The sequence below is a fragment of the Kribbella sp. NPDC050241 genome, from assembly GCF_044459685.1.
Lineage (GTDB): Bacteria > Actinomycetota > Actinomycetes > Propionibacteriales > Kribbellaceae > Kribbella.
On record NZ_JBITJE010000007.1, the window covers coordinates 156,316 to 177,710 of the forward strand.

The 21,395-nt window shown below is 68.9% G+C and carries 16 protein-coding genes; 5 read left to right on the forward strand and 11 right to left on the reverse strand.

The annotated features are described in order from the left end of the window. Window position 1: 1 nt before the first annotated feature. Both ACIBG5_RS29725 and lepA read right to left on the reverse strand, forming a co-directional pair. Complete coding sequence (locus ACIBG5_RS29725; RefSeq protein ID WP_396394785.1) at window positions 2-907, reverse strand: aminoglycoside phosphotransferase family protein; 906 nt, start codon at window positions 905-907, stop codon at window positions 2-4. Next, a complete protein-coding gene (gene lepA, locus ACIBG5_RS29730) occupies window positions 907-2,793 on the reverse strand; it encodes a translation elongation factor 4 (protein WP_396394786.1) in 1,887 nt (628 codons plus the stop codon). The genes ACIBG5_RS29725 and lepA overlap by 1 nt, the downstream gene beginning before the upstream one ends. Before the next feature lie 114 nt (window positions 2,794-2,907). Between lepA and ACIBG5_RS29735 the strand changes: the two genes are divergently transcribed. After that, window positions 2,908-3,807 carry a hypothetical protein gene (locus tag ACIBG5_RS29735; protein WP_396394788.1) on the forward strand — a complete coding sequence of 300 codons (900 nt, stop codon included), beginning with the start codon at window positions 2,908-2,910 and terminating at the stop codon, window positions 3,805-3,807. Window positions 3,808-3,926: 119 nt separating this feature from the next. Here ACIBG5_RS29735 and ACIBG5_RS29740 read toward each other — a convergent pair whose 3' ends face one another. After that, a complete protein-coding gene (locus ACIBG5_RS29740) occupies window positions 3,927-6,923 on the reverse strand; it encodes a S8 family serine peptidase (RefSeq protein ID WP_396394789.1) in 2,997 nt (998 codons plus the stop codon). 93 nt (window positions 6,924-7,016) lie between these two features. On the opposite strand from ACIBG5_RS29740, the gene ACIBG5_RS29745 reads away from it, so the two are divergent. Both ACIBG5_RS29745 and rpsT read left to right on the forward strand, forming a co-directional pair. Next, window positions 7,017-7,469: an SRPBCC family protein gene (locus ACIBG5_RS29745; protein ID WP_396394790.1), complete on the forward strand. Its 453-nt coding sequence runs from the start codon at window positions 7,017-7,019 to the stop codon at window positions 7,467-7,469. A gap of 165 nt (window positions 7,470-7,634) precedes the next feature. Next, window positions 7,635-7,895: a 30S ribosomal protein S20 gene (rpsT, locus tag ACIBG5_RS29750; protein ID WP_360447226.1), complete on the forward strand. Its 261-nt coding sequence runs from the start codon at window positions 7,635-7,637 to the stop codon at window positions 7,893-7,895. Between the two features lie 213 nt (window positions 7,896-8,108). On the opposite strand, the gene holA is transcribed toward rpsT, so the two are convergent. Continuing rightward, window positions 8,109-9,107, reverse strand: a complete 999-nt coding sequence (holA, locus tag ACIBG5_RS29755; protein ID WP_360447224.1) for a DNA polymerase III subunit delta — start codon at window positions 9,105-9,107, stop codon at window positions 8,109-8,111. A gap of 73 nt (window positions 9,108-9,180) precedes the next feature. Between holA and ACIBG5_RS29760 the strand changes: the two genes are divergently transcribed. Further along, window positions 9,181-9,744, forward strand: coding sequence for an isochorismatase family protein (locus ACIBG5_RS29760; RefSeq protein ID WP_396394791.1), 564 nt, complete (start codon window positions 9,181-9,183; stop codon window positions 9,742-9,744). A 57-nt stretch (window positions 9,745-9,801) separates the two neighbouring features. Here ACIBG5_RS29760 and ACIBG5_RS29765 read toward each other — a convergent pair whose 3' ends face one another. The 3 genes from ACIBG5_RS29765 to ACIBG5_RS29775 all read right to left on the reverse strand — a co-directional run bounded on the left by ACIBG5_RS29765 (window position 9,802) and on the right by ACIBG5_RS29775 (window position 14,158). Then, window positions 9,802-12,255 carry a ComEC/Rec2 family competence protein gene (locus ACIBG5_RS29765; RefSeq protein ID WP_396394792.1) on the reverse strand — a complete coding sequence of 818 codons (2,454 nt, stop codon included), beginning with the start codon at window positions 12,253-12,255 and terminating at the stop codon, window positions 9,802-9,804. Further along, entirely contained in the window at window positions 12,242-13,165 is a 924-nt protein-coding gene (locus ACIBG5_RS29770; RefSeq protein ID WP_396394793.1) for a helix-hairpin-helix domain-containing protein, read from the reverse strand. The genes ACIBG5_RS29765 and ACIBG5_RS29770 overlap by 14 nt, the downstream gene beginning before the upstream one ends. Window positions 13,166-13,315: 150 nt before the next feature. After that, window positions 13,316-14,158 (reverse strand): DegV family protein, encoded by an 843-nt coding sequence (locus ACIBG5_RS29775; RefSeq protein ID WP_393391328.1) that lies wholly within the window; start codon window positions 14,156-14,158, stop codon window positions 13,316-13,318. A gap of 48 nt (window positions 14,159-14,206) precedes the next feature. Between ACIBG5_RS29775 and ACIBG5_RS29780 the strand changes: the two genes are divergently transcribed. After that, window positions 14,207-14,734, forward strand: a complete 528-nt coding sequence (locus ACIBG5_RS29780) for a pyridoxamine 5'-phosphate oxidase family protein (RefSeq protein ID WP_396394794.1) — start codon at window positions 14,207-14,209, stop codon at window positions 14,732-14,734. 662 nt (window positions 14,735-15,396) lie between these two features. On the opposite strand, the gene ACIBG5_RS29785 is transcribed toward ACIBG5_RS29780, so the two are convergent. The 4 genes from ACIBG5_RS29785 to leuS form a co-directional block, all read right to left on the reverse strand. Next, window positions 15,397-17,958, reverse strand: a complete 2,562-nt coding sequence (locus ACIBG5_RS29785; RefSeq protein ID WP_396394795.1) for an ATP-binding protein — start codon at window positions 17,956-17,958, stop codon at window positions 15,397-15,399. 169 nt (window positions 17,959-18,127) lie between these two features. Continuing rightward, entirely contained in the window at window positions 18,128-18,334 is a 207-nt protein-coding gene (locus ACIBG5_RS29790; protein ID WP_396394797.1) for a hypothetical protein, read from the reverse strand. 100 nt (window positions 18,335-18,434) lie between these two features. After that, window positions 18,435-18,854 (reverse strand): secondary thiamine-phosphate synthase enzyme YjbQ, encoded by a 420-nt coding sequence (locus ACIBG5_RS29795; protein WP_396394798.1) that lies wholly within the window; start codon window positions 18,852-18,854, stop codon window positions 18,435-18,437. Between the two features lie 48 nt (window positions 18,855-18,902). Next, a complete protein-coding gene (gene leuS, locus ACIBG5_RS29800) occupies window positions 18,903-21,383 on the reverse strand; it encodes a leucine--tRNA ligase (protein ID WP_396394800.1) in 2,481 nt (826 codons plus the stop codon). Window positions 21,384-21,395: the final 12 nt, after the last annotated feature.

A 21,395-nucleotide genomic window follows, 5' to 3' on the forward strand; every position in this document is an offset into this window, starting at 1 on the left:
TCTAGTCCTGGATGGCTTTCACGATCGCGATGTTGCGGGTGAGCCAATCTTGAGGCAGGGACTCGTCGGCATCCTCCAGCGTCCACAGGACGTTGAGCATCTGCCGGACTATCACCCAGTCGCGGGCGCGCTCCTCGTCCAGGCCGGCAGCGTCGATCGTCGTGTAGAAACGCTGTTTGACCGCGAACCGAAGGTCGCCGGAGGCAACGATCTCGTCCCAGCGGTTCCAGATCAGCGGCGCGACCTCGAAGTGCGGGTCGCCGGACAGCGGCTTCGGGTCGATCACCAGCCACGGCTCGCGTTCTGCTGCCAGCATATTCTCGTAGTGCAGATCGGTGTGGATCAGCCGGCCGTCGGTGTCCGGGTCGGCGACGAAGTCCTCGGACAGCACGATCGCCTGCTCGACGTACCGATGCGGCACCGGCGCCGAGGCGGGCAACTGGCGGAACCGCTCGAGCCACCGCTTCAACTCACCCGACAACGTCCGGAACTGCGGTCCGGCCGAGACATGCAGCCGCTTGTAGGTGCTGCCAACGATCTCGCAGGCGTCGAGGGCATCGATCGTGGTCAGGTCCCGCGGTTCCAGCCGCTCGAGCAGCAACGCGAACCGCCGCGGATCGGCCCGCAGCAACTGGACCACGCCGTTCCCGGCCCACGCCCGCAGCGCGAGATGCTCGGTCTCCGCCTCCCAGTGCGGGAACTGCACCTTCAGTACGGCGCGCTGCCCGTCCGCCGTCGTCACCGGGACGACCAGAGCACAGTTCCCGTACGCCGCCGTACCGTCGACGCGCAACTGCCACTCGTCGAGCAGCTCGCGGGTCAACCGGGGCAAACGATCCAGCCAGTCCGCCCAGTCCTGACCTCGCGACGCGACGACCAGTAACCCGGCGGGGATCTCGACCGGCACTACTTCTTGGCCTTCTCCCCGGTGTCGGTGGTGCGCAGAGCGGCGATGAAGGCCTCCTGCGGTACCTCGACCCGGCCGACCATCTTCATCCGCTTCTTGCCTTCCTTCTGCTTCTCCAGCAGCTTGCGCTTACGGGTAATGTCACCGCCGTAGCACTTGGCCAGCACGTCCTTGCGCATCGCCCGGATCGACTCACGCGCGATGATCCGGGACCCGATCGCCGCCTGGATCGGCACCTCGAACTGCTGCCTGGGGATCAGTTCCTTCAGCTTGCCGGCCAGCGCGACGCCGTAGGAGTACGCGTTGTCGCGGTGCACGATCGCCGAGAACGCATCGACCGTCTCGCCCTGCAGCAGGATGTCCACCTTGACCAGCGCGGCGGCCTGCTCACCGGTCGGCTCGTAGTCGAGCGACGCGTAGCCCTTGGTCTTCGACTTCAGCTGGTCGAAGAAGTCGAAGACGATCTCGGCCAGCGGAAGCGTGTAGCGGAGCTCGACCCGGTCCTCGGACAGGTAGTCCATGCCCTGCAGGTTGCCCCGCTTGGCCTGGCACAGCTCCATGATCACGCCGATGAAGTCCTTGGGGCTGAGGATGGTCGCCTTCACCACCGGCTCGTAGATCTCGGCGATCTTGCCTTCCGGAAACTCGCTCGGGTTGGTGACGACATGCTCCTTGCCGTCCTCCATCTCGACCCGGTAGACGACGTTCGGCGCGGTCGAGATCAGGTCGAGGTCGAACTCACGCTCGAGCCGCTCACGGACGATCTCCATGTGCAGCAGCCCGAGGAAGCCGCAGCGGAACCCGAACCCGAGCGCGCCCGAGGTCTCCGGCTCGTACTGCAGGGCCGCGTCGTTCAGCTGCAGCCGCTCCAGCGCGTCCCGCAGCGTCGGGTAGTCGTCGCCGTCGATCGGGAACAGCCCGGAGTACACCATCGGCTGCGGATGCTTGTAACCGCCGAGCGCTTGCGTCGCACCGTGCACGGCCGCGGTGACGGTGTCACCGACCCGGGACTGGCGGACGTCCTTCACGCCGGTGATCAGGTAACCGACCTCACCCACACCGATACTCGGCGTCTTCATCGGCTCCGGCGAGATCACCCCGACCTCGAGCATCTCGTGCACCGCGCCGGTCGACATCATCTTGATCCGGTCCCGGTGGGTCAGCTCGCCGTCGACCACCCGGACGTAGGTGACCACGCCGCGGTAGGTGTCGTAGACCGAGTCGAAGATCAGGGCCCGCGGCGGCGCGTCCTTGACGCCCTTCGGCGGCTCGACCTGGGCGACGATCTCGCTCAGCAGCTCGTCGACGCCCTCGCCCGTCTTCGCCGACACCCTCAGGACGTCCGAGGCGTTGCAGCCTATGATGTGGGCCAGCTCGGCCGCGTACTTCTCCGGCTGGGCGCTGGGCAGGTCGATCTTGTTCAGCACCGGGATGATGTGCAAGTCCGCACTCAGCGCGAGGTAGAGGTTCGCCAGCGTCTGTGCCTCGATCCCCTGGGCTGCGTCGACCAGCAGCACCGCGCCCTCACACGCCTCCAGCGACCGCGACACCTCGTAGGTGAAGTCGACGTGACCGGGCGTGTCGATCATGTTCAGGATGTACGTCGTCCCGTCCGGGGCGAGCAGGCCGCCCGGGGAGTCCGGTTTCGGCGCGAACGGGAGCCGGACCGCCTGCGACTTGATCGTGATGCCGCGTTCCCGCTCGATGTCCATCCGGTCGAGGTACTGCGCCCGCATCGAGCGGTCGTCGACCACCCCGGTGATCTGCAGCATCCGGTCGGCCAGCGTCGACTTGCCGTGGTCGATGTGGGCGATGATGCAGAAGTTCCGGATCAGCGACGGGTCGGTACGACCTGGCTGAGGCACGGTCGTGGGGCCAGCGGGCACGGAGGGGGTCCAGTTCAGCTCGGGTGACGGACAATCGGTCAATCATCCCATGCAGGGCCAGCGGATTCGAAAATCGCGAGCGGTCCGGGGCCCGGCGACCTACCGTTTGTGGGCATGGCACACGCTGCTGGGGTCCGGTTGCCCTTCGAGGAGGTGCCCGCCGGTGTGCGGGCGTGGGTCGAACGCGCGCTCGGGTCGGCGGTGGTCTCCGCCACGACCCAGCAGGGCGGGTTCTCCCCCGGCGTCGCCGCCCGCCTGGTGACCGCGTCCGGCCGCCGCGCCTTCGTCAAGACCGTCGGTACGTCGCTCAACCCGAAGACCCCGACGCTGTTCCGCAACGAGATCGCCGCGATCCAGGGCGTCGGCCCGTTGCCGACGGCCCCGGCGCTGTACGACGTGTACGACGATGGCGACTGGGTCGGGCTGCTCCTGGAGGACATCGAGGGCTGGCTGCCGTCCCACCCGTGGGAACAGCACGAGGCCGATCGTGTCCTGGACGCTCTCGCCGAGCTGACCGCAGCGCTCGACCCTTCGCCGTGGCTGCAGGCGCCGGTCGCCGCCGTACGGAGTGAGGAGTTCCTGAGCCGGTGGGACAGCGTCATCGCGGACGGGCTCGACGTACCCGACTGGGTGGGCGGACGCGAGGAGGAGCTGGCGGAGCTGTCGCGGATCGGGCTGCGGGCTCTGGCGGAGGGCAAAGCGCTGGCGCACTGGGACCTGCGGGCCGACAACATCATCCTCACCGACGACCGGGTGGTCTTCATCGACTGGGCACACGCAGCGTTGGCGCCGCCCTGGACCGACGAGGTCATCCTGCATGCGGACATGCGTGAGTCGGTCCGGTTGCCTGAGCTGCCCGACAATGTGGGGATCACCGGGTTCCTGGCCGCCATCGCGGGCGGGCTGTGGTGGGGTGCGGCCCAGCCGGCCCCACCCGGCCTGCCGACCATCCGCTCCTGGCAGCGCAAGCACGCCCTGATCCACCTGGACTGGGTACGGGAGCGGCTGTCCTGAGGTGTCGCGACCGGCGAGTGCAAGCCGCTCGTGACCGCCAAGCCCGACGAGGTCATCGCCGCAGTACAGCCCTGATCCCTGGACATCGGCTCAGCATGTGACAGCGTGCTGAGCCGATGTCAGCTGTCGACCCGGACGACGGTCGATCCGGAGCCGTCAGCGCCGTCGGAGTAGTGCAGCTGGCCGAGGTACCGCATGCCGGCGGTCAGACCGGTCCAGGAGGCTGTGACCGTGGTCTGGCCGGCTACCTGGACCTGCTGAGTGGCTGGGGTGACGGTCAGGTTGCCCTCGGACTTCTGGAGCTCCCAGTGGTTGAGCTTGACCTGTTGCTCGTTGGCTCCGCCGAACAGGTCGACGTACACGTCCACTGGTCCACCGGCGGGCTGCGCGAGGTCGACCTGTTCCTCGGCCGAGCCGCCGGTGCTGCTGCCGAGCAGCGCCGCCGTGCCGGCCTTGTAGACGAAGACATCCAGGTCGGTGCCGGCTGGGTAGTCTGCGTCGAACGTCGAGAACCTGGCGTACTTCACGCCGGCCTGGATGTTCACGGTGAACTTGGCGACGTGGTCGTTGACCTGCGGGTTCGCGGTCGGGAACGACACCCCGCCCGGGTTCTTCAGGTCGGCCTCGGCGGTGGTCGCTGCCGTCAGGCCGGCCGCGGTCGTGTTGAGTGTGCCGGAGTACCCGGCCGTGATGGGCACCTGCACCGACCCTGCGGTCCCGGTCCCCGTGACCTGCGTTGGTGCCTTGACCGTGAGCGGCCTGATCGCCAGCGTGCTGGTCACCGCATGCTGGTTCGACTTCCAGGTCAGCTTGCCGAACGAGTACTGCTCGAGCGGCGCACCCGTGTTCTCGAAGGTCACCTTGTACGTCGCCGTGCGGCCGGGCAGCGTGATCAGGATCCGCGGTGTCACGGTCACCTTGACTTTGGCCAGGCCTTCGACCTTCGGAACGTAGATCTCAGGGAGTTGGCCGACGTTCGTCACCGTGCGGGTCACGGTCTGCTTGCCGGCCAGGTCTCCGACCGCGATCGTCGGGTAGTTCAGGTCGCTCGGATCGATCTTGCCGCCTGCACACAGCTCGTGCGTCGCCGGCACCTGGCCGGAGCCGCAGACGAACTTGGCCCAGTCGGCGTACGACGAGTCGTAGACCAGGCCAGGGTCCATCGCCTTCTCCGGCTGCACCATGCCGGCGCCGTACCCGAACGGGTTGGCCTCTGAGCCCGACTCGTTGCGGATCGGTTTGCCGCTGGTGTCCTGATCGGTGCCGGTGGTCAGCAGCGCCGACTTGATCGCCATCGGCGACCAGTCCGGGTGCCTGCCCTTCAGCACAGCCGCGGCGCCGGCGATGTGCGGCGACGCCATCGACGTACCGCTCATGAACGCGTACTCGCCACCGGCCGCGCTGAAGGCGGTCGTCGCGGCGAGCACATTGGTGCCCGGCGCCATGATGTCCGGCTTGAGCAGGTCACCGTTGCCGGCCGGGGACGGTCCGCGGCTGGACGAGGTCGCGACCTTCGGTGCGGTCACGCGGACCGGCGTACCGGGGCCGATCGTGGCGGTCGGGTTCGCCGTACCGCCGACGTACGCCGTGACCGCGGGCGCGATCTGGTCGTCGAGGTGCACGGTCGGCACCGTGTGCAGGTCAGCGTCCAGCGTGCCCGGGGTGATGTTGAGCAGGATCATGCCGATGCCGCCGGCGGCCTTGACCTGCTTGCTCTTGTCCACGCGATCGCTGACGCCGCGGTCGCAGACGACGATCTTGCCATTGACCTTGGCCGGGTCGAGCGTGCCCGGCTGGCAGCGCGCGAGGGTGGCCGGGTCAGCTCCGGCGAGTCCGGCGTCCTTGGCAAGCGTCACGGGTGCTTGTGGTGTGCCGGCGCCGATGCCCGCGCCGGTGTACGTCTTGCCGTCGCCGAGCGTCACGGTGGTCTGGATGTCGCGGTCATGGGTGCCGTTGGCAACCGTCGTCACCCAGGGGTAGTTCTTTCCGACCGTACCGACACCCGGACCGGTGTTGCCGGCGCTCGTGGCCACGAACACGCCCGCCTTCGCGGCCCGCAGGAACGCCAGGCCTGTCGCATTCACGTACGTCGAGCCGGAGCCGGAGACCGAGTAGTTGATCACGTCCACACCGTCCGCGACCGCTGCATCGATACCGGCCACGATGTCCGCGTCGGTGCCGCTGCCGCCACCGCTCTGGTCGACGGCCCACAGCACCTTGTAGATCGCCAGGCGCGCGTGCGGGGCGATGCCGGAACCCTTGCCGTAGTCCCGGCCCATGACGCTCATCTCGACGCCGTGGTTGCCGCCCGCCGTACTGGCCGTGTGGGTGCCGTGGCCGCCGTAGTCCCGCGGCGACTTGAACTCCTCCGCGATCGGGCGGCTGCCGATGCCCTTGTCGAAGTACCGGGCGCCGATCACCTTGTTGTTGCAGGTGACGGGCGCCTCCTCACCGGCCTGGCAGGTGCCCTTCCACTTCTTCGCGACGATCGCGTCCGACTGCTTGCTGGTCTTCATCGGCGCGAAGCTCGCCCGCTCGGGGACGAAGCCCGAGTCGATGACGCCGATGATCACGCCGTCGCCGGCCCGGTCGACCCCACCGGCCTGCTGCCAAGCTCCACCCGTGCCGGACATCCCGAGGAAGCGTGGGGTGTCCACGGTGTCCTGCCTTTGGAGCTCGTTCGGCTCGACGCTCTTCACTCCGGACGACCTGGCCAGCTTGACGGCTTCGTCGTACGACATCTGCGCGGAGAAACCGGAGTACGTGTAGCTGTAGTCGTACAGCTTCTTCACGCCGGGGACCGTCTCCAGAAGCGTTTGGCGCTCCTCGGCCAGGTGCTTGACGTACCCGACGACCTGGCTGGCGGTCTTCACCAGCTTCCCGCCCGGCAGCACGCGTGTGGCAGGCAGTCCGGCGATGTCACCGCCATACTCGGCCACTGGTGCGTCATCGAGCTGGACGATGTACGAGCCGGTGTCGGATCGCTTGACCAGCGGATCAGCCGCCGCCGGTGTCTCACCACTCTGCAACGCGTTGGCCGCACGGGCGATGAGCGGAACACCAGCCAGCGACGCAACAAGAGCAGTGACCACGACGATCGGCGTACGACGAAACACAAATCTCCTCCGGGAGCGACGGAGCGCCCGAGTATGCCGTCCGGTAGTCGCTATGTCACGCTCGGGCAGGATGTGCGTCGGCGGAGGAGACTTATGGCGGACTTGGCGGAATCCATTGCGGTGGGGGCGTCGGCGGGGCGGCTTTACGGGCTGGTCAGTGATCTGCCTCGGATGGGTGAGTGGAGTCCGGAGTGCACTCGGGTGAGTTGGGCCTCGGGTACGCCGGGGCCGGTGGTGGGGGCGCGGTTTGTCGGGCACAACCGGGTGGGTGCGCTGCGGTGGGGCACGCAGGGGCGGGTGGTGGAGGCTGAGCCGGGGCGGCGATTCGCGTTCTGGATTCACTTCGGGCCGGTGCCGATCTCGCTGTGGGCCTATGAGTTCGCGGCGACCGCCGACGGGTGTGAGGTGACCGAGTCGTGGACGGACCGTCGGCCGGTGGTGATGCGGACGGTGTTTCAGCGTGTGTTCGGGGATCGGACGCGGCTCAACCGGCGCGGGATCCGGGTGACCCTGGAGCGGCTCAAAGCCGCGGCAGAGGTGGACTGACGTCGCCGCATTTCGCCGCGTAGGTCGCCGCCGGGGTGGCTGAGTTTGGAGCTGACGGTGGCTTGTTGGTAATCTGGCTCTTCGCGCACCCACGGGTGGTGTACAGCCGTGCGCGCGACACCTTCCTGTTAATGACCGCATACTCCTGATCGAGGCTCTGCTCACGTGGCGAACATCAAGTCCCAGATCAAGCGCAACCGCCAGAACGAGGCTGCGCGACTTCGCAACAAGTCGGTGAAGTCGACCCTCAAGACGGCTGTGCGCCGCTTCCGCGAGGCCGCCGAGACCGGCGACTCCGCGAAGGCGCAGGAGCACGCCCGCGTGGCCGGCCGCCTGCTCGACAAGGCCGTCAGCAAGGGCGTCATCCACGCCAACCAGGCCGCCAACCGCAAGTCGGCCATCTTCAAGAAGGCCGCCTCTCTCTGAGGCAGCCCGCCAACGATCGGCCCGTCCTGAGACCGGCCGATCGTTTTTGCGTGCCCGAACCTCTACCGCTCGCCCGGCACTCCTCGCCTTGCGTGGCGGACTCGGCTCGCGCGCCCGGCACTCCTCGACTCGCGTGGTCGGACTCGGTTCGCGCGCCCGGGGCTCGGCGCGCGTGGTCGGCGGTGCCCGGCGTTCGGCCGACCGACTGTCCGGTCAGCGGCGGCCGTGGGAGCGGCTGACGGTGATGACCATCCGCTCGAGGGCGTAGCCGGCGTCGCCTGAGGCACCCTTCACGTCGGCGTCGGCCTGAGCCACCGCCTTGATCGCGGTCGCCAGCCCGCCCGGGGTCCACCCACGGACCTGCTGCTTCAACTGCTTCAGCTTCCACGGCGGTACGCCGACCTCCCGGGCCAGGTCCGCCTCGCGAAGCCCGCCGGGGGCACTCGAGAACTTCGCCAACCCGCGCAGACCGCCCGCCATCGCGCTCGTCACCAGCACCGGCGCGACGCCACAGTCCAGCGCCCACCGCAACTGCTCCAGAGCCGGCTCGGTCCGGCCCGCGATCGCCGCATCCGCGACCGCGAAGCTCGTCACCTCCGCACGACCACCGAAGTACTGCCCGATCAACTCGGCCGTAACCGCCTGCCCGCCCGAGTCGGACACCAACTGGGAACAGGCTCCCGCCAGCGCGCGCAGATCATGACCGACCGCGTCGACCAGCGCCGAGGACGCCCGCTCGTCCACGCTGCCGCCGAGCAGCCGGATCTCCCCGGCCACGAACTGCGGCAACTCCCACGCCTTCGGCGCGGTCGCCACGACCTCGCTGACCGATGCCTTGCGCAACTTGTCGAGGACGCCTTTGCCCTTCTGGCCGCCCGAGTGCACCAGCACGACCAGTACGTCGTCCGACGGGCTCCCGGCGTACTCGAGCAGGTGCGGGACCATGTCGGACGGCAGGTTCTCCAGCGCTCGCATGACCAGGACGCGTTCGCTCGCGAACAGCGAGGGCCCGGTCAGCTCCGCGAACACCCCCACGTCCAGCCCGGTCGCGTCGACGTCCGTCACCTCGATGTCGGCCTCGCCTTTGGACGCCGCCTCCTTGGACACCGCGGCGATCGCCGACTTGACGGCCCGGTCCGCGAGGAACGCCTCGGCACCGGTCACCAGCAGTACGTCGCCCAGCTTGGGCGCGGAACCCCTACGAGCAGCCACCCGGCCAGCATCCCATGTCGCGTCGACAGAAACCCGCTGGAGGTCACTTGCGTCGACAGGCAAGGATGGCGGCATGACCGACCCCGTTGCCCCTGTCGACGCCCTGATCCTGGTGGACCTGCAATCGGCCTTCGTCTCCGGCGAGAACGCCGTACCCGGAGCCGATCGTCTCCTGGACCGGACCGCCGAACTGCTCGACCGTGCGCGGGAGGCTGGGGCGGTCGTTGTGCACCTGCAGAACGACGGTGCGCCCGGCGCGGCCGACGAGCCGGGGACGCGGGGCTGGGAGTTGTACCTGCCGGTGAAGCCGGGACCGCGTGAGCAGGTGATTCGCAAGCCCCGGGACGACGGCTTCGACGCGACACCGCTCGGTCAGCTCCTGATCGCGGCGGGCGTGAGGTCGATCGCGATCTGCGGCGTCATGTCCGAGATGTGCGTACAGGCCACCGCTCGTACCGCTCTCGCCCGCGGCTACCGCGTTGTCCTCCCGTACGACGCGCACGGCACCTACGACATCCCCGCTGTCACTGGCATCAGCGACGACGTCCCGGCCCAGGTGGTCTCCCGAGTAGCCGCATGGTCCCTCGGCGACGAACCGGAAAGCACAGTCCCAGCCACGGCCGTCACGTTCTCCTGACCACCTGGCTCCTGGCTCCTGGCTGCTGGCTCCTGGCTGCCGGCTGCTGGCTCGTGCTCATGGGTCGTGGGCGGCGGTGAGGGTCAGGTGGTTGGCGGGGTTGGTGACGGTCAGGGCGCCGTTCGTGCTGGTGGTGGCGGTTCGGGTGGATTGGTGGGCCAGGAGCGACAGGGTCCTGGGTGCCGGGTGGCCGTAGTCGTTGTCGCGGCCGACCGAGATCAGGGCGAGGCGGGCGCCGGTGGCGGCGATGAAGGCCGGGTCCTGCTGGGCCGAGCCGTGATGCGGAACCTTGAGGACGTCGGCTCGGAGGTCGGCGCCGGAGGCGAGGATGGCTCGCTGGGATTCGGGTTCCAGGTCCCCGGTGAGGAGGATCCGGAGGCCGGACGCTTCGACCATCATCGCGATGCTGGCGTTGTTCTCCGGTGAACCCTCGTCGCTGGAGGTCGCGGACGACGTACCCGGTGGTGGAAGTGCCGGCACGCGGGCCGGCCAGAGCGTGGTCCAACTGAGTGCCCCGACGACGCGCTTCTCGTGATAGGTGACCGTCCGCAGGCTGATCCCGTGCTGCGCGGCGAGTGCGACGACGCGGTCGTACTCCGCGCGCGGCGAGAAGTACGGCGTCACCTCGATCTCGCCCACGCGCCGGTCCTTCAGCACGCCGGCCAACCCGCCGGCGTGATCCGCGTGGAAGTGCGTGAGCACCAGCACCGGGATGTACTCGACACCGAGATCCCTCAGGCATCGATCCATCGCAGCCGGATCCGGGCCGGTATCGACCACCACCGCCGCGTTCTCACCTGCTCGTAGCGCCAAGCCGTCACCTTGTCCGACATCGCACATCACCAGCAGCCAGTCGCCTGGTGGCCAACCGATCGAACCCACCGGACGCAGTACGACGACTGCCAGCAGGACGAGCGCGAGGAGTGCCGCGATCGGGCGAGCCAGGATGCGGTGCAAGCCGATGACGATGGCCAGGCAGAGCACCGTGAGCACGGCGACGCCGATGATCGTGGCTGGCCATGAATTGGATGCGCCAGGGAGGTCTGCGCCTTCTCGAGCTATCAGGATGATCCAGCGGGCCGGCCAACCGGCGGCCCAGCCGACGAGCTGGGCTACCTCTGTGCTCACGAGTGCGACGCCCGCGGCTGCGAAGCCGAGGATGGTTGCCGGGCCGACTGCGGGACCGGCGAGCAGGTTCGCAGCGACAGCGACGAGTGAGACCTGGCCGGAGAGCCAGGCGACGATCGGCGTACAGGCGAGTTGGGCGGCGAGTGGGCACGAGATCGCCTCGGCGAGCCAGGTCGGAAGCCATCGGGACAGCGCGTCCCGCCAGCTTGGACCGAGCAGCACGATGCCCGCGGTTGCGAGCACGGACAGCGCGAACCCGGCTGATAGCGCGAGCGAGGTGTCGAGGAGCAGGAGCACGATGACAGCCACCGAGAGGCTGCGTGCCGCGCGGCGCCGGCCGCCTCCGCCGGACATCGCGGCCAGCGCGATCAGGCCCATCGCGGCCGCTCGCAACACGCTCGGCTGAGGGCGCGCCAGGATGACGAACACGACGACCGTCATCAGGCCGACCGCAGTCAGCCCGCGCGCCCGCACGCCGATCAGCCGACTGAACGGCAGGACGAACGCCAGCAGCAACGTCAGGTTGGTGCCCGAGACCGCGGACAGATGGGTCAGCCCGGTTGTGCGGAAGTCGTCGGCGAGTTCGTCGGAGAGCCCGGACTCGTCACCCATCACGAGTGCAGGAACCAGGCCCTTCACGTCATCCGGCTCTCCCGCCACCGCTCCCCGCAGGCCAGCCCGGACCCGCTCGGCCGCGCGCAACCACCAAGCGGGCTCCTCCACCACCTGCGGCTCGCCGCGAACCGACAACATGGCCGCGACATCACCGCCACGCTCGGCCGCCTCCAACCGCCCCCTTCCGTCCACCCGCTCCCCGAACCGCACTCGTCTCCAGGCCTCATCCCCGACCACCAACACTCGAGTCCGCACCCGAGTAGTGACTTCCCCACCAACCTGCGGGCTCGAGGTCCCGTTCCCGGTCGACGACGTCGTACTCCGAGTTCGAACCTCCTCGATGGTTGCCTTCACCACCACATACGGCGGGCGCCGGTTGCCCGGACTCCGGCGTACGGCCGGGTCCCCGTCGATCTTCAACCGGACGCCGACCGTTGCACCGTCCGCCGCCAATCCCTGGACCGGGCCGGCCTGCAACCCCTTCACCTGAAGGGCGGCTCCGACTCCCATCCCTGCGACCACTACGAGCACTCCCACGACAGCCCAGACCGCGCGCCTCCCGACGGACTTGGCGGACTTGAGCCGACCTCGCAGGAACATGGCGGCCGCGCAGGCGAGGGCAAGTGACATCGCTGCCGTCACCACCCCTGCGAGTGGCTGCTCGCCGACCAGTACGACGGCCGCCAGCCAACCTGCACCCGCGGGCACCAACAGCCGTAGATCAAGCGCCTCCCCCGGCTTCTCGGGAGTCTCGTCAGATGCGGACATGGGACTTCAGGGAGTCGAACTTCTTGGGGCCTACGCCCGGGACTTCTTGGAGTTGGTCGATGGTGGCGAAGGGCCCGTTCTGGGTGCGGTAGTCGAGGATGCGTTGGGCCAGGACCGGGCCCACGCCGGGGAGGGTGTCCAGTTGGGTGAGATCGGCGGTGTTGAGGTTGACGGGGGAATTGGCGGCGGCGGACGGGGACGTTGGGGTGTTACCTGGGGCGGTGGTGGCGCCGGGCGGGGTGGGGATGCCGACGAGGATTTGTTCGCCGTCGGTGACTGGACGGGCGAGGTTGAGGGTGGTCAGGTCGACGCCCGGGAGTGGGCCGCCGGCGAGGGTGAGCACGTCGGCTACGCGCGAGCCGGTGGGGGCTCGGACGAGGCCGGGACGGCGGACCTTGCCGGCGACGTCGACAACGACCACGCCGGCGGGCGACTGGCCGGTGCCCGAGCCCTGGCCGGCGGCCGAAGGCTGGCCGGCACCCGAAGATGGCTGGCCCGCACCGGTAGACGGCTGCGCGGCTCCGGGTGAGGGGTTCGCGCCTGGCTGACCGCTGCCGGGTGAGGACGCGGCGCCGGGTTGGGTGACGGGTGAGCCGGAGGTGACGGTCGTGGGTGGGCGGGCGTCGGGGAGGGTTTCGGGGCGGGCGCGGAAGACTTGCCAGGCGGCCCAGGACAGGCCGATGGCCAGTACGGCGGCCAGGACCAGGACGTGCCGTGGGGACAGGGTCCAGCGGGCGTCTCGTAATCGTTCGGGCCGGATCGATTCGGGGATCCATCCACCGCGCACGTCCTCATCACGCTCCTCCAGGTGTTCGTCGGGTGCGTGCTCGCGTGCGTTGGCGGCGAGCCGCGCCAGCGCACGCTCACGGGCTCCCGGGTCGGGCGCCGGAGCACGACGTGTGACTTTCACGCCAGAGAAAGTACGAGTCCGTGGGCCCGAGAAACTCCCGAGTTTGAAGCTGTGGAAAACCACAGGCAGAGGTCGCCCGCCCGCTGCGCGGGCGGGCGACAAAGCGGGAGGCGGCGGCGGGAAGCGGCGGCGGGAAGCCGAGCGCGGGTGTTAGCGGGGGGCTACTACTACGGCTAGGAGGCCGGGGCCTACGTGGGCGCCTATGACGGCTCCTACTTCGCGGAGGACTATTTCTTCGGCTGCGGGAAGGCGGTCGGAGAGGCCGTCGGCGAGGGTTTGGGCTTTTTCCAGGTTGGCGAGGTGGTGGACCGCGATCTGGACCGGGGTGTCACCGGCGCGTTGGACGGCGATGTCGGCGAGGCGGGCGATGGCTCGGCTGGAGGTGCGGACCTTCTCGAGCGGAACGATCCGGCCGCCGCTGATCGTCAGCAGTGGTTTGACGGCGAGCGCCGTACCGAGGAGGGCTTGAGCCGCGCCGATGCGGCCGCCGCGGCGGAGGTACTCGAGGGTGTCGACGTAGAAGTACGCCGAGATCGACGCCATTCGCGCACGAGCCGCGGCCTCGACGCCGGCCTGGTCCTCCCCCGCGGCGGCTGCGGCGGCCGCGGCCAGGACGGGGAACCCGAGGCCCATGCCCAGCGAGCGGGAGTCGACCACGCGGACCGGGATCGGCGACTCCTTGGCGCCGATCATGGCGGCCTCGACGGTGCCGGACATATCGCCGGAGAGGTGGATCGACACCACCGACTCCGCTCCGTCTTTCGCACAAGCGGCGTACGTGTCCGCGAAGGTCTGCGGCGCCGGGCGGCTGGTCGACACCGGGGTGAAGGTCTTGAGCGCCTCCGCGACCGCGTCGGTCGAGGTGGCGCCGTCGTCGTACGACGTCCCGCCGATGACGACCTGGAGTGGTACGACGGTCAGCGGGTGGCGGAGCACCTCGTGCGTGGCCAGCCCAGCCGTGGAGTCGGTGACGACGTGCACGCGGGCTGACATGAAGCGAGGTTACCGGACAGTTAAGTGCGTGTCTGCCAGACTGCGGAGATGAAGGAGACAGCGGCAGAAGTCACCGACCTGCAGCAGCTCCTCGACGCGGCGTACCAGCGCTCGACGGAGCATCTGCACAACATCATCACGGACTCGCGCCGACTGGACGCCGGCGAGCTGGTGCGGGTTCTGACCGGCATGTGCACGCTGAACCTGGCCACTGTCACCGCCCGCGGCGAGCCACGGATCAGTGCGGTCGACGGCCACTTCCTGCACGCGCGATGGGTGTTCACGACCTCCGCGTCCGCGGCCAAGGCGCGCCATCTCAAGGTCCGGCCCGCGGCCAGCGTCTCGTACGTCGACGGCGAGCGGATCGGCGTGTTCAGCCACGGTCAGGTGGAGACGTTGACCCCGGACCACCCGGACTTCGCGGAGATCGAGGCGCACCTGGTCAAGCACTACGGCAGCTCACCGTCGAGCTGGGGCGACGACATCGTCTACTACCGCCTCCAGCCGACCTGGATGGTCGGCTACGCCTTCGACAAGAAGGCGGTCCTCGAGCAGGCGGACTCCCCCAAGCACTGAGCGAGGTGGAGGCCAACCCCTCCGGTGGCCTCCACCTCGTTGTGCCGGCTCCCCACTGCACCGACCCCCCAGTTCGTCACGCTGACTCCCCTCGTTGCCAGCGTTCCAACTTCTTCTGCTGACTCCCCCTTGTTGTCAGCTGAGCTCAGAAACCTCGGCGAGCTACTCCCCGTGCCGGTTCCGCGAAGTACCGGTCTGACCGCGAGCCCGTCGAGGTCCCGGGAGGTCCCAGCAGCCGACCCACCGCGGCGGGTGACCAAACCCACCACTTCCCCGTGTCAGCCGGACCGGCACTCGTCCCCTGTGTCGTGTGCACGGCCCAATACTGGGACCTCGCCCCGGGTCCGGTGCCCTGACGGCGCACGGCACCCGGTTCAGGCAGGACAGATCCGCACTGTGCAGCACTCCGGAGCTCTCGGCAGCCGATCGGCGCCCCCACCACTCGGCCACCGGATACCCTCCGCGTTGCCTCTCCGAGCTCGACGGCAGTGCTGCGGTGAACCAAGGCCTCGTCATGGCTCACCACCCCTTCCCTGCCGCCGCTGCCGGTGTCGGACTCTGCTTCGTGGAACCTGTCCTACGGCTGTAATTCTTCGTCCGGCAGCCATGTCAGGACGAGGCAGAAGAACCGGCAGTTGTCCGGCAGCTTCAGCGGATCGGCGTCACGAAAGCGCAGCGAGTACGTCGTTCGCCAGCCGCAGCAACGCTGCAGCGGGGTCGGGCTCCGGCCAGCCGGGAGCCACCGAGGCACTCTCGCAGGACTCCTGCAGCACCGCCCACGCGGTCGGGAGCATCGGCGGGTCCATGGACCGCTGCCAGGCCAGCAACTGGCCACACAGGGCGTCGCCGTCCTCGGACTTCCCGAGGGCGTGCAGCACGGCCACGGCCTCCGGCAGGACCTCGAGCAGGTACACGACCCGCCCTTCGACCAGCAGCCGGTTGACCGCGTCGCGGATGCAGACGCGGGCCTGCTCCGCGTCGCCGGCGTCTCGGGCCATGCGGCTGCGGTAGCGCATGACCTGGTAGTCGAAATAACCCCGGTGCCCGCGGATGTCAGCATCCGCCTCGTCGAGCAGCGCCCGGGCCTCGTCGTACTGGCCGTCGTGGTACTCGACCATGGCCAGGCAGCCTGCCACCTTGGTGCGCTCCGGGTCGTCGGAGGCCTGGCTGCCGCGGGCGAGCAGCGCCCAGCGCCGCGCGTCGGACAGGTTGCCGAGCTCCAGCTCGACGCGGCTGAGCGCCATGTACGCGATCTCGTCCGGGTACACGCCCGGGTTGACCAGTGCGGCCTCCCAGGCGAGCAGCAGCTCCTTGGCCTCAGGCAGGCGACCCCATCGCAGCAGGGCGAGTCCGCAGATGGCCTGCACCGTCGCGGACCGCTGCACGTCGCCGTGCTTGCGCGCGTCATCCACGAGCGCCGGGATCTCAGCCAGGCTCTGCGTGTCGAGCAGATGCGAACCGGACGACACCCACCCGCCGCGGGCGACCAGGCCCATCTCGGTCTCGCCGGGGATCAGTGTGCGGGCCTCGCCGTAGTGCCGGCGCGCACCACGGACGTCACCGGTCAGGCTCGACAGCCGCCCGGCGATCGCGCGCAGCATGCCGCTGACTTCCTTGTCCGCGACGTTGTCCGCGCACAAGGTCGCCCAACGGATCCCGCTCTCGGCCACACTCGCCTGGTACTGCCACGCGATCCGGAACCCGAGCACGATCCTCGCTGCCACATCCCACTGCCCGAGCTCGGCCGCGCGAGCCAGCGCCACCTCGAAGAGCGCCGAGTTGGCGTTCGCAGCCCGATAGCGCCGGTCCCGATCGGGCGAGGACCACGCGCCCTCGAGCCCGGAGACGTAGTTCGAGCACCACGCCACCGCGCGGTCGCGGAACTCGATCAGGTCGTCCCCCTGCGACGACAGACCGGCGTACGCGTGCTCGCGGATCGTCTCCAGCAGCTTGTAGCGGGCGCCGTACAGCTGCTCGAACTCGTGCACCGGCTGCAGCAGCGACTTGTCCACCAGCTCGGCCAGCAGCATCGGTACGTCGGCCGCGTCGATCGGATCGCCCGTACACACGCCGGCCACCGCATCCAGCGTGAACGGCGACCCGAGCACCGATGCGCGGTAGAGCAGTTGCCGCGCGGCGTCGGACAGCGCGTCCACGCTCCAGGCGATCGTGTCCGCCAGCGTCCGCTGATGCGGCGCCCCGAACCGCCTCGGCCCAGACAGCAGCCGGAACCGGTCGTCCAGCGCGGCCAGTATCGTCTCCACCGACAGCGAACCGGCCCGCGCAGCCGCCAGCTCCAGAGCCAGAGGTAGCCCGTCCAAGCGGCGGCACAGCCGGGCGACGATCGACGCGTTCTCCTCGGTCAGCACGAAGTCGGGCCGCACCCGCGCCACCCGCCGGCAGAACATCTCCACCGCCGGGCTGGCCGCGATGTCCCCGAAGTCTCTGTCGTTGTCCGGTACGCCGAGCACCTGCACCCGGCGGACCACCTCGTCCGGCAGCCCGAGCGGGATCCTCGACGTCACCAGCACGCCGATGCCCGGGAAGCTGCGGACCATCCGGTTCGCCACCGTAGCGACCCCGTCGAGCACATGCTCGGCGTTGTCCTCGACGATCACCAGGTCACCCGGCCGGCGGCCGGACAGTACGTCGTCCAGGTCCGACGTACCGGGAGCCGTGCCGAACGCGTCCAGGATGGCCGACGGTACGGCGGCGTCCCGCTGGACGGTCGTGAGGTCGACAACCACCACCGTCGTGTCAGCACCGGAGAACTTGTCGGCCGCAGCCAGCGCGAGCTCGGTCTTGCCGACTCCACCAGGGCCGACGAGCGTGATCAGCCGGTTCTGCCGCAGCAGCCCTTCCAGCTCCAGAAGCTCTTGCTCACGGCCGACGAGGCCGTCCGGGATCGGCCGCGTCCCGCGCCAGCGCAGTCCGGTCGGTGCCGGGTCGGCCACCGAGATCACCGGTCGTACGGCGCCGTGCCCGGCCGCGGCGAGGAAGCGGTCCGCGTCGCTGGATCCGAGTCCGAGTCCCTCGGCGAGCAGCCGGACGGAGTCCTTCCGGGGACGCGCCACCCGGCCGGCTTCCATCTCACGGATGCTCCGCACGCTGAGCCCGGCCCGGTCAGCCAGCTCCTCCTGGGAGAGGCCCGACTGGACTCTCAAGTCGAGCAACAGATCGGCGAAGCTCCGCCGCCCCTCAGCCCGGCCATCCGTGTCCGACAAAGCCCGTCACCCCTCTAGAGCCTCACGTTCCTGTCACAACATAGCGTGACTGAGCGATCGGTGCCGGGTGCGTCCAGTGAGCGGTATCACACAGAACTGTTGACCAAGGCAACGGGTTTACTTCAGAACGCAATTACTGAACTCGCAGAAAATCATCCGGCCCGGTGATTCAAGCACTTGCGCGAACCGAGGCGGATTCATTGTCGCCGGCGTAGAGGGAAAGGATTCCGGCCCAGTCGTCGAGTCGGGCCCGGGTGTCCGCGCGGCCGGAATCGGCATTCGTCAGGCTGCCGTCACAAATACCGCGGGTGGCGCGGATGAGGAGTTCGGTGCCGAGGCCATGCCAGTGGTCCCGCAGAGTCTCAAGGGCTGCCATGCGGGCAATTCAATCCGAGCCGTGTTTCGCGAACGTAACGCGATCGGCAACATCACGATAAGTCACCGAAATCCCTCCCGGCGAGTTACCTGGTGATCCGTTAACCGGGAAGCCAGGAAAGCCGGACCTGCCGCCGGGGATTGTCGACATTGGTATCGACCAGGCAGATCGACTGCCAGGTGCCGAGCATCATCCGCCCGTCCAGCACCGGGATCGTCGCGTACGGCGGCATCAGCGCGGGCACCACGTGGTCGCGCCCGTGCCCCGGCGTACCGTGCCGGTGCCGCCACTCGAGGTCGCGCGGCAGCAGTTGCTCGAGCACCGCGAGCAGGTCGGTGTCGCTGCCGGCCCCGGTCTCGAGGATGGCGATCCCCGCCGTCGCGTGCGGGACGAAGATGTGCAGCAGTCCGTCGCCCTGGGCCTGATGAGCCTCGGAGCTGACGTACTGCTCACACCTGCTCGTCAGGTCGAAGACGACTTCCGCACCGCCGGTCGTGACATCGATCAGCTCAGAACGCATCTGAGCAGCCTAGCCCGTGCCACTTGGACACGGGCCAGGCCGCAACGATCAGGCCGGAACGATGTTGACCAGCTTCGGCGCGCGCACGATGACCTTGCGGATACCCCGGCCGTCCAGCGCCTTCTGGACCGCATCGGAGGCCAGCGCCAGCTGCTCCAGATCGGCGTCGCTGATGTCCGGCGCGATCTCCAGCCGGTCCCGCACCTTGCCGGCGATCTGGACCACGCAGGTGACCGTGTCCTGGACCAGCAGCGCCGGGTCGACCTTCGGCCAGCCGGCCTTGGCGACCGTCGGCTCGTAGCCCAGCGTCTCCCACATGTCCTCGGCCGTGTACGGCGCGACCAGGCTCAGCAGCACCGCCACCGTCTCGACCGCCTCCCGGACCGCCGGGTCCGCCGCGCCCGGTCCGGCGTCGATCGCCTTCCGGGTGGCGTTCACCAACTCCATGATCCGGGCAACCATCACGTTGAACCGCATCGAGTCGATCAGCTCGGCCGAGTCCGCGATCGTCCGGTGGGTGATCCGGCGCAGCTCGACATCACCGGTCGAGGGATCCGAACCCAGCGGCGCCTCGACCGATCCCGCCAGCCGCCAGGCCCGTTGCAGGAACTTCAGCGAGCCTCCCGGCGACATGTCGGCCCAGTCGATGTCGTCGGCCGGCGGACCGGCGAACACCATGGTCAGCCGGACCGCGTCGACGCCGTACAGGTCGATCTGGTCGCCCAGGTTCACGCCGTTGCCCAGCGACTTGCTCATCGACTTGCCCTGGTTGATCACCTGGCCCTGGTTCAGCAGCCGGGTGAACGGCTCGACAACGGTCAGCATGCCCATGTCGTGCAGCGCCTTGACGAAGAACCGCGCGTACAGCAGATGCAGTACGGCGTGCTCCTTGCCGCCGACGTACTGGTACACCGACATCCATCGCTCGGCGGCGGCCGGGTCGTACGGGCCGTCGGTGTACTCCGGCGACAGGTAGCGCAGGAAGTACCAGGACGAGTCGACGAAGGTGTCCATCGTGTCGGTGTCACGCTCGGCCTTGCCACCGCACTTCGGGCAGTCGACCTCGACCCACTCGCGGTCCGCGGCCAGCGGCGACACGCCCTTCGGCGCCAGGTCGGCACCGCGCAGGTCGGGCAGCTCCATCGGCAGCTGGTCGTCCGGGACCGGCACCTCGCCACACGTCGGGCAGTGGATGATCGGGATCGGCGCGCCCCAGAACCGCTGCCTGCTCAGCAGCCAGTCGCGCAGCCGGTAGTTGATCGTCCGCTCGCCCAGCCCCTTGCTGTCCAGCCAGTCGATGATCCGGGCCTTGGCCTCGTCGACGCCCAGTCCGTCCAGGCTGATCTCGTCGTTCGCGCTGTTGATCGCCGGGCCTTCGCCCGTGTACGCCTTGCCGTCGAAGTCGGGTGACGGCTGCACGGTCCGCACGATCGGCAGGCCGAAGTTCTCCGCGAACTCCCAGTCCCGGGTGTCCTGGCCGGGCACCGCCATGATCGCGCCGGTGCCGTAGTCGGCCAGCACGTAGTCGGCGGCCCAGATCTGGATGCGCTCCCCGGTCACCGGGTTGATGGCGTACGACCCCAGGAACACACCGGTCTTGTCCCGCTCGGTGCTCAGCCGCTCGATCTCGGTGGTCGACTTGACCGCGGTCAGGTACTCGTCGAAGGCGGCCTGCTGGTCAGGAGTGACCAGCTCGGCGGCCAGCTTCGCATCCGGTGCGACCACCATGAAGGTAGCGCCGAACAGCGTATCCGGCCGAGTCGTGAAGACCCGGATCGGCTCGTCCCGGCCCTCGACCTGGAAGTCCGCGAACGCGCCCTCGGACCGGCCGATCCAGTTGCGCTGCATCAGCAGGATCTCTTCCGGCCACTGCAGCAGCTCCATGTCGTCCAGCAGCCGCTGGGCGTACTCCGTGGTCTTGAAGTACCACTGGGTCAGCTCGCGCTTGGTGACCTCGTGCCCGCACCGCTCACAGCGGCCCTGGATCACCTGCTCGTTGGCCAGGACGGTCTGGTCGTGCGGGCACCAGTTCACGAACGACGCCTTGCGGTACGCCAGCCCGCGCTCGTAGAACCGCAGGAACAGCCACTGCGTCCACTTGTAGTACTCCGGGTCGGACGTGTGCAGCCGGCGCGACCAGTCGAAGCTCATGCCGTAGCGCCGGATCGACTCGGCCTGCGTCTCGATGTTGGCGTAGGTGTAGGTCGCCGGGTGCTCGTTGCGCTTGATCGCGGCGTTCTCGGCAGGCAGCCCGAAGGAGTCCCAGCCGATCGGGTTCAGTACGTCGTACCCCTGCTGGAACCAGTATCGCGACAGGAGGTCGTGCAGCGCGAAGACCTCGGCGTGGCCCATGTGCAGGTCGCCGGAGGGGTAGGAGAACATCGTGAGCGCGTAACGCCGCTCGGCCGAGCCGTCGTCACGTGCCTTGAACGGGTCCAGCTTCTCCCACACCGGCCGCCACTTGGCCTGCATGACGTTGAAGTCGTACCCACCCCGGTCGATAGGGGCGTCCTCCACCTGCTCGCTCACGGTCCTACTCCC

Bases quoted from the DNA above. Each gene is read 5' to 3' on its own strand.
- ACIBG5_RS29735 (WP_396394788.1), top strand. From the start codon at position 2,908: ATGGCACACGCTGCTGGGGTCCGGTTGCCCTTCGAGGAGGTGCCCGCC.
- ACIBG5_RS29745 (WP_396394790.1), top strand. From the start codon at position 7,017: ATGGCGGACTTGGCGGAATCCATTGCGGTGGGGGCGTCGGCGGGGCGG.
- ACIBG5_RS29760 (WP_396394791.1), top strand. From the start codon at position 9,181: ATGACCGACCCCGTTGCCCCTGTCGACGCCCTGATCCTGGTGGACCTG.
- ACIBG5_RS29765 (WP_396394792.1), bottom strand. From the start codon at position 12,255: ATGTCCGCATCTGACGAGACTCCCGAGAAGCCGGGGGAGGCGCTTGAT.
- ACIBG5_RS29775 (WP_393391328.1), bottom strand. From the start codon at position 14,158: ATGTCAGCCCGCGTGCACGTCGTCACCGACTCCACGGCTGGGCTGGCC.
- ACIBG5_RS29780 (WP_396394794.1), top strand. From the start codon at position 14,207: ATGAAGGAGACAGCGGCAGAAGTCACCGACCTGCAGCAGCTCCTCGAC.
- ACIBG5_RS29790 (WP_396394797.1), bottom strand. From the start codon at position 18,334: ATGGCAGCCCTTGAGACTCTGCGGGACCACTGGCATGGCCTCGGCACC.
- ACIBG5_RS29795 (WP_396394798.1), bottom strand. From the start codon at position 18,854: ATGCGTTCTGAGCTGATCGATGTCACGACCGGCGGTGCGGAAGTCGTC.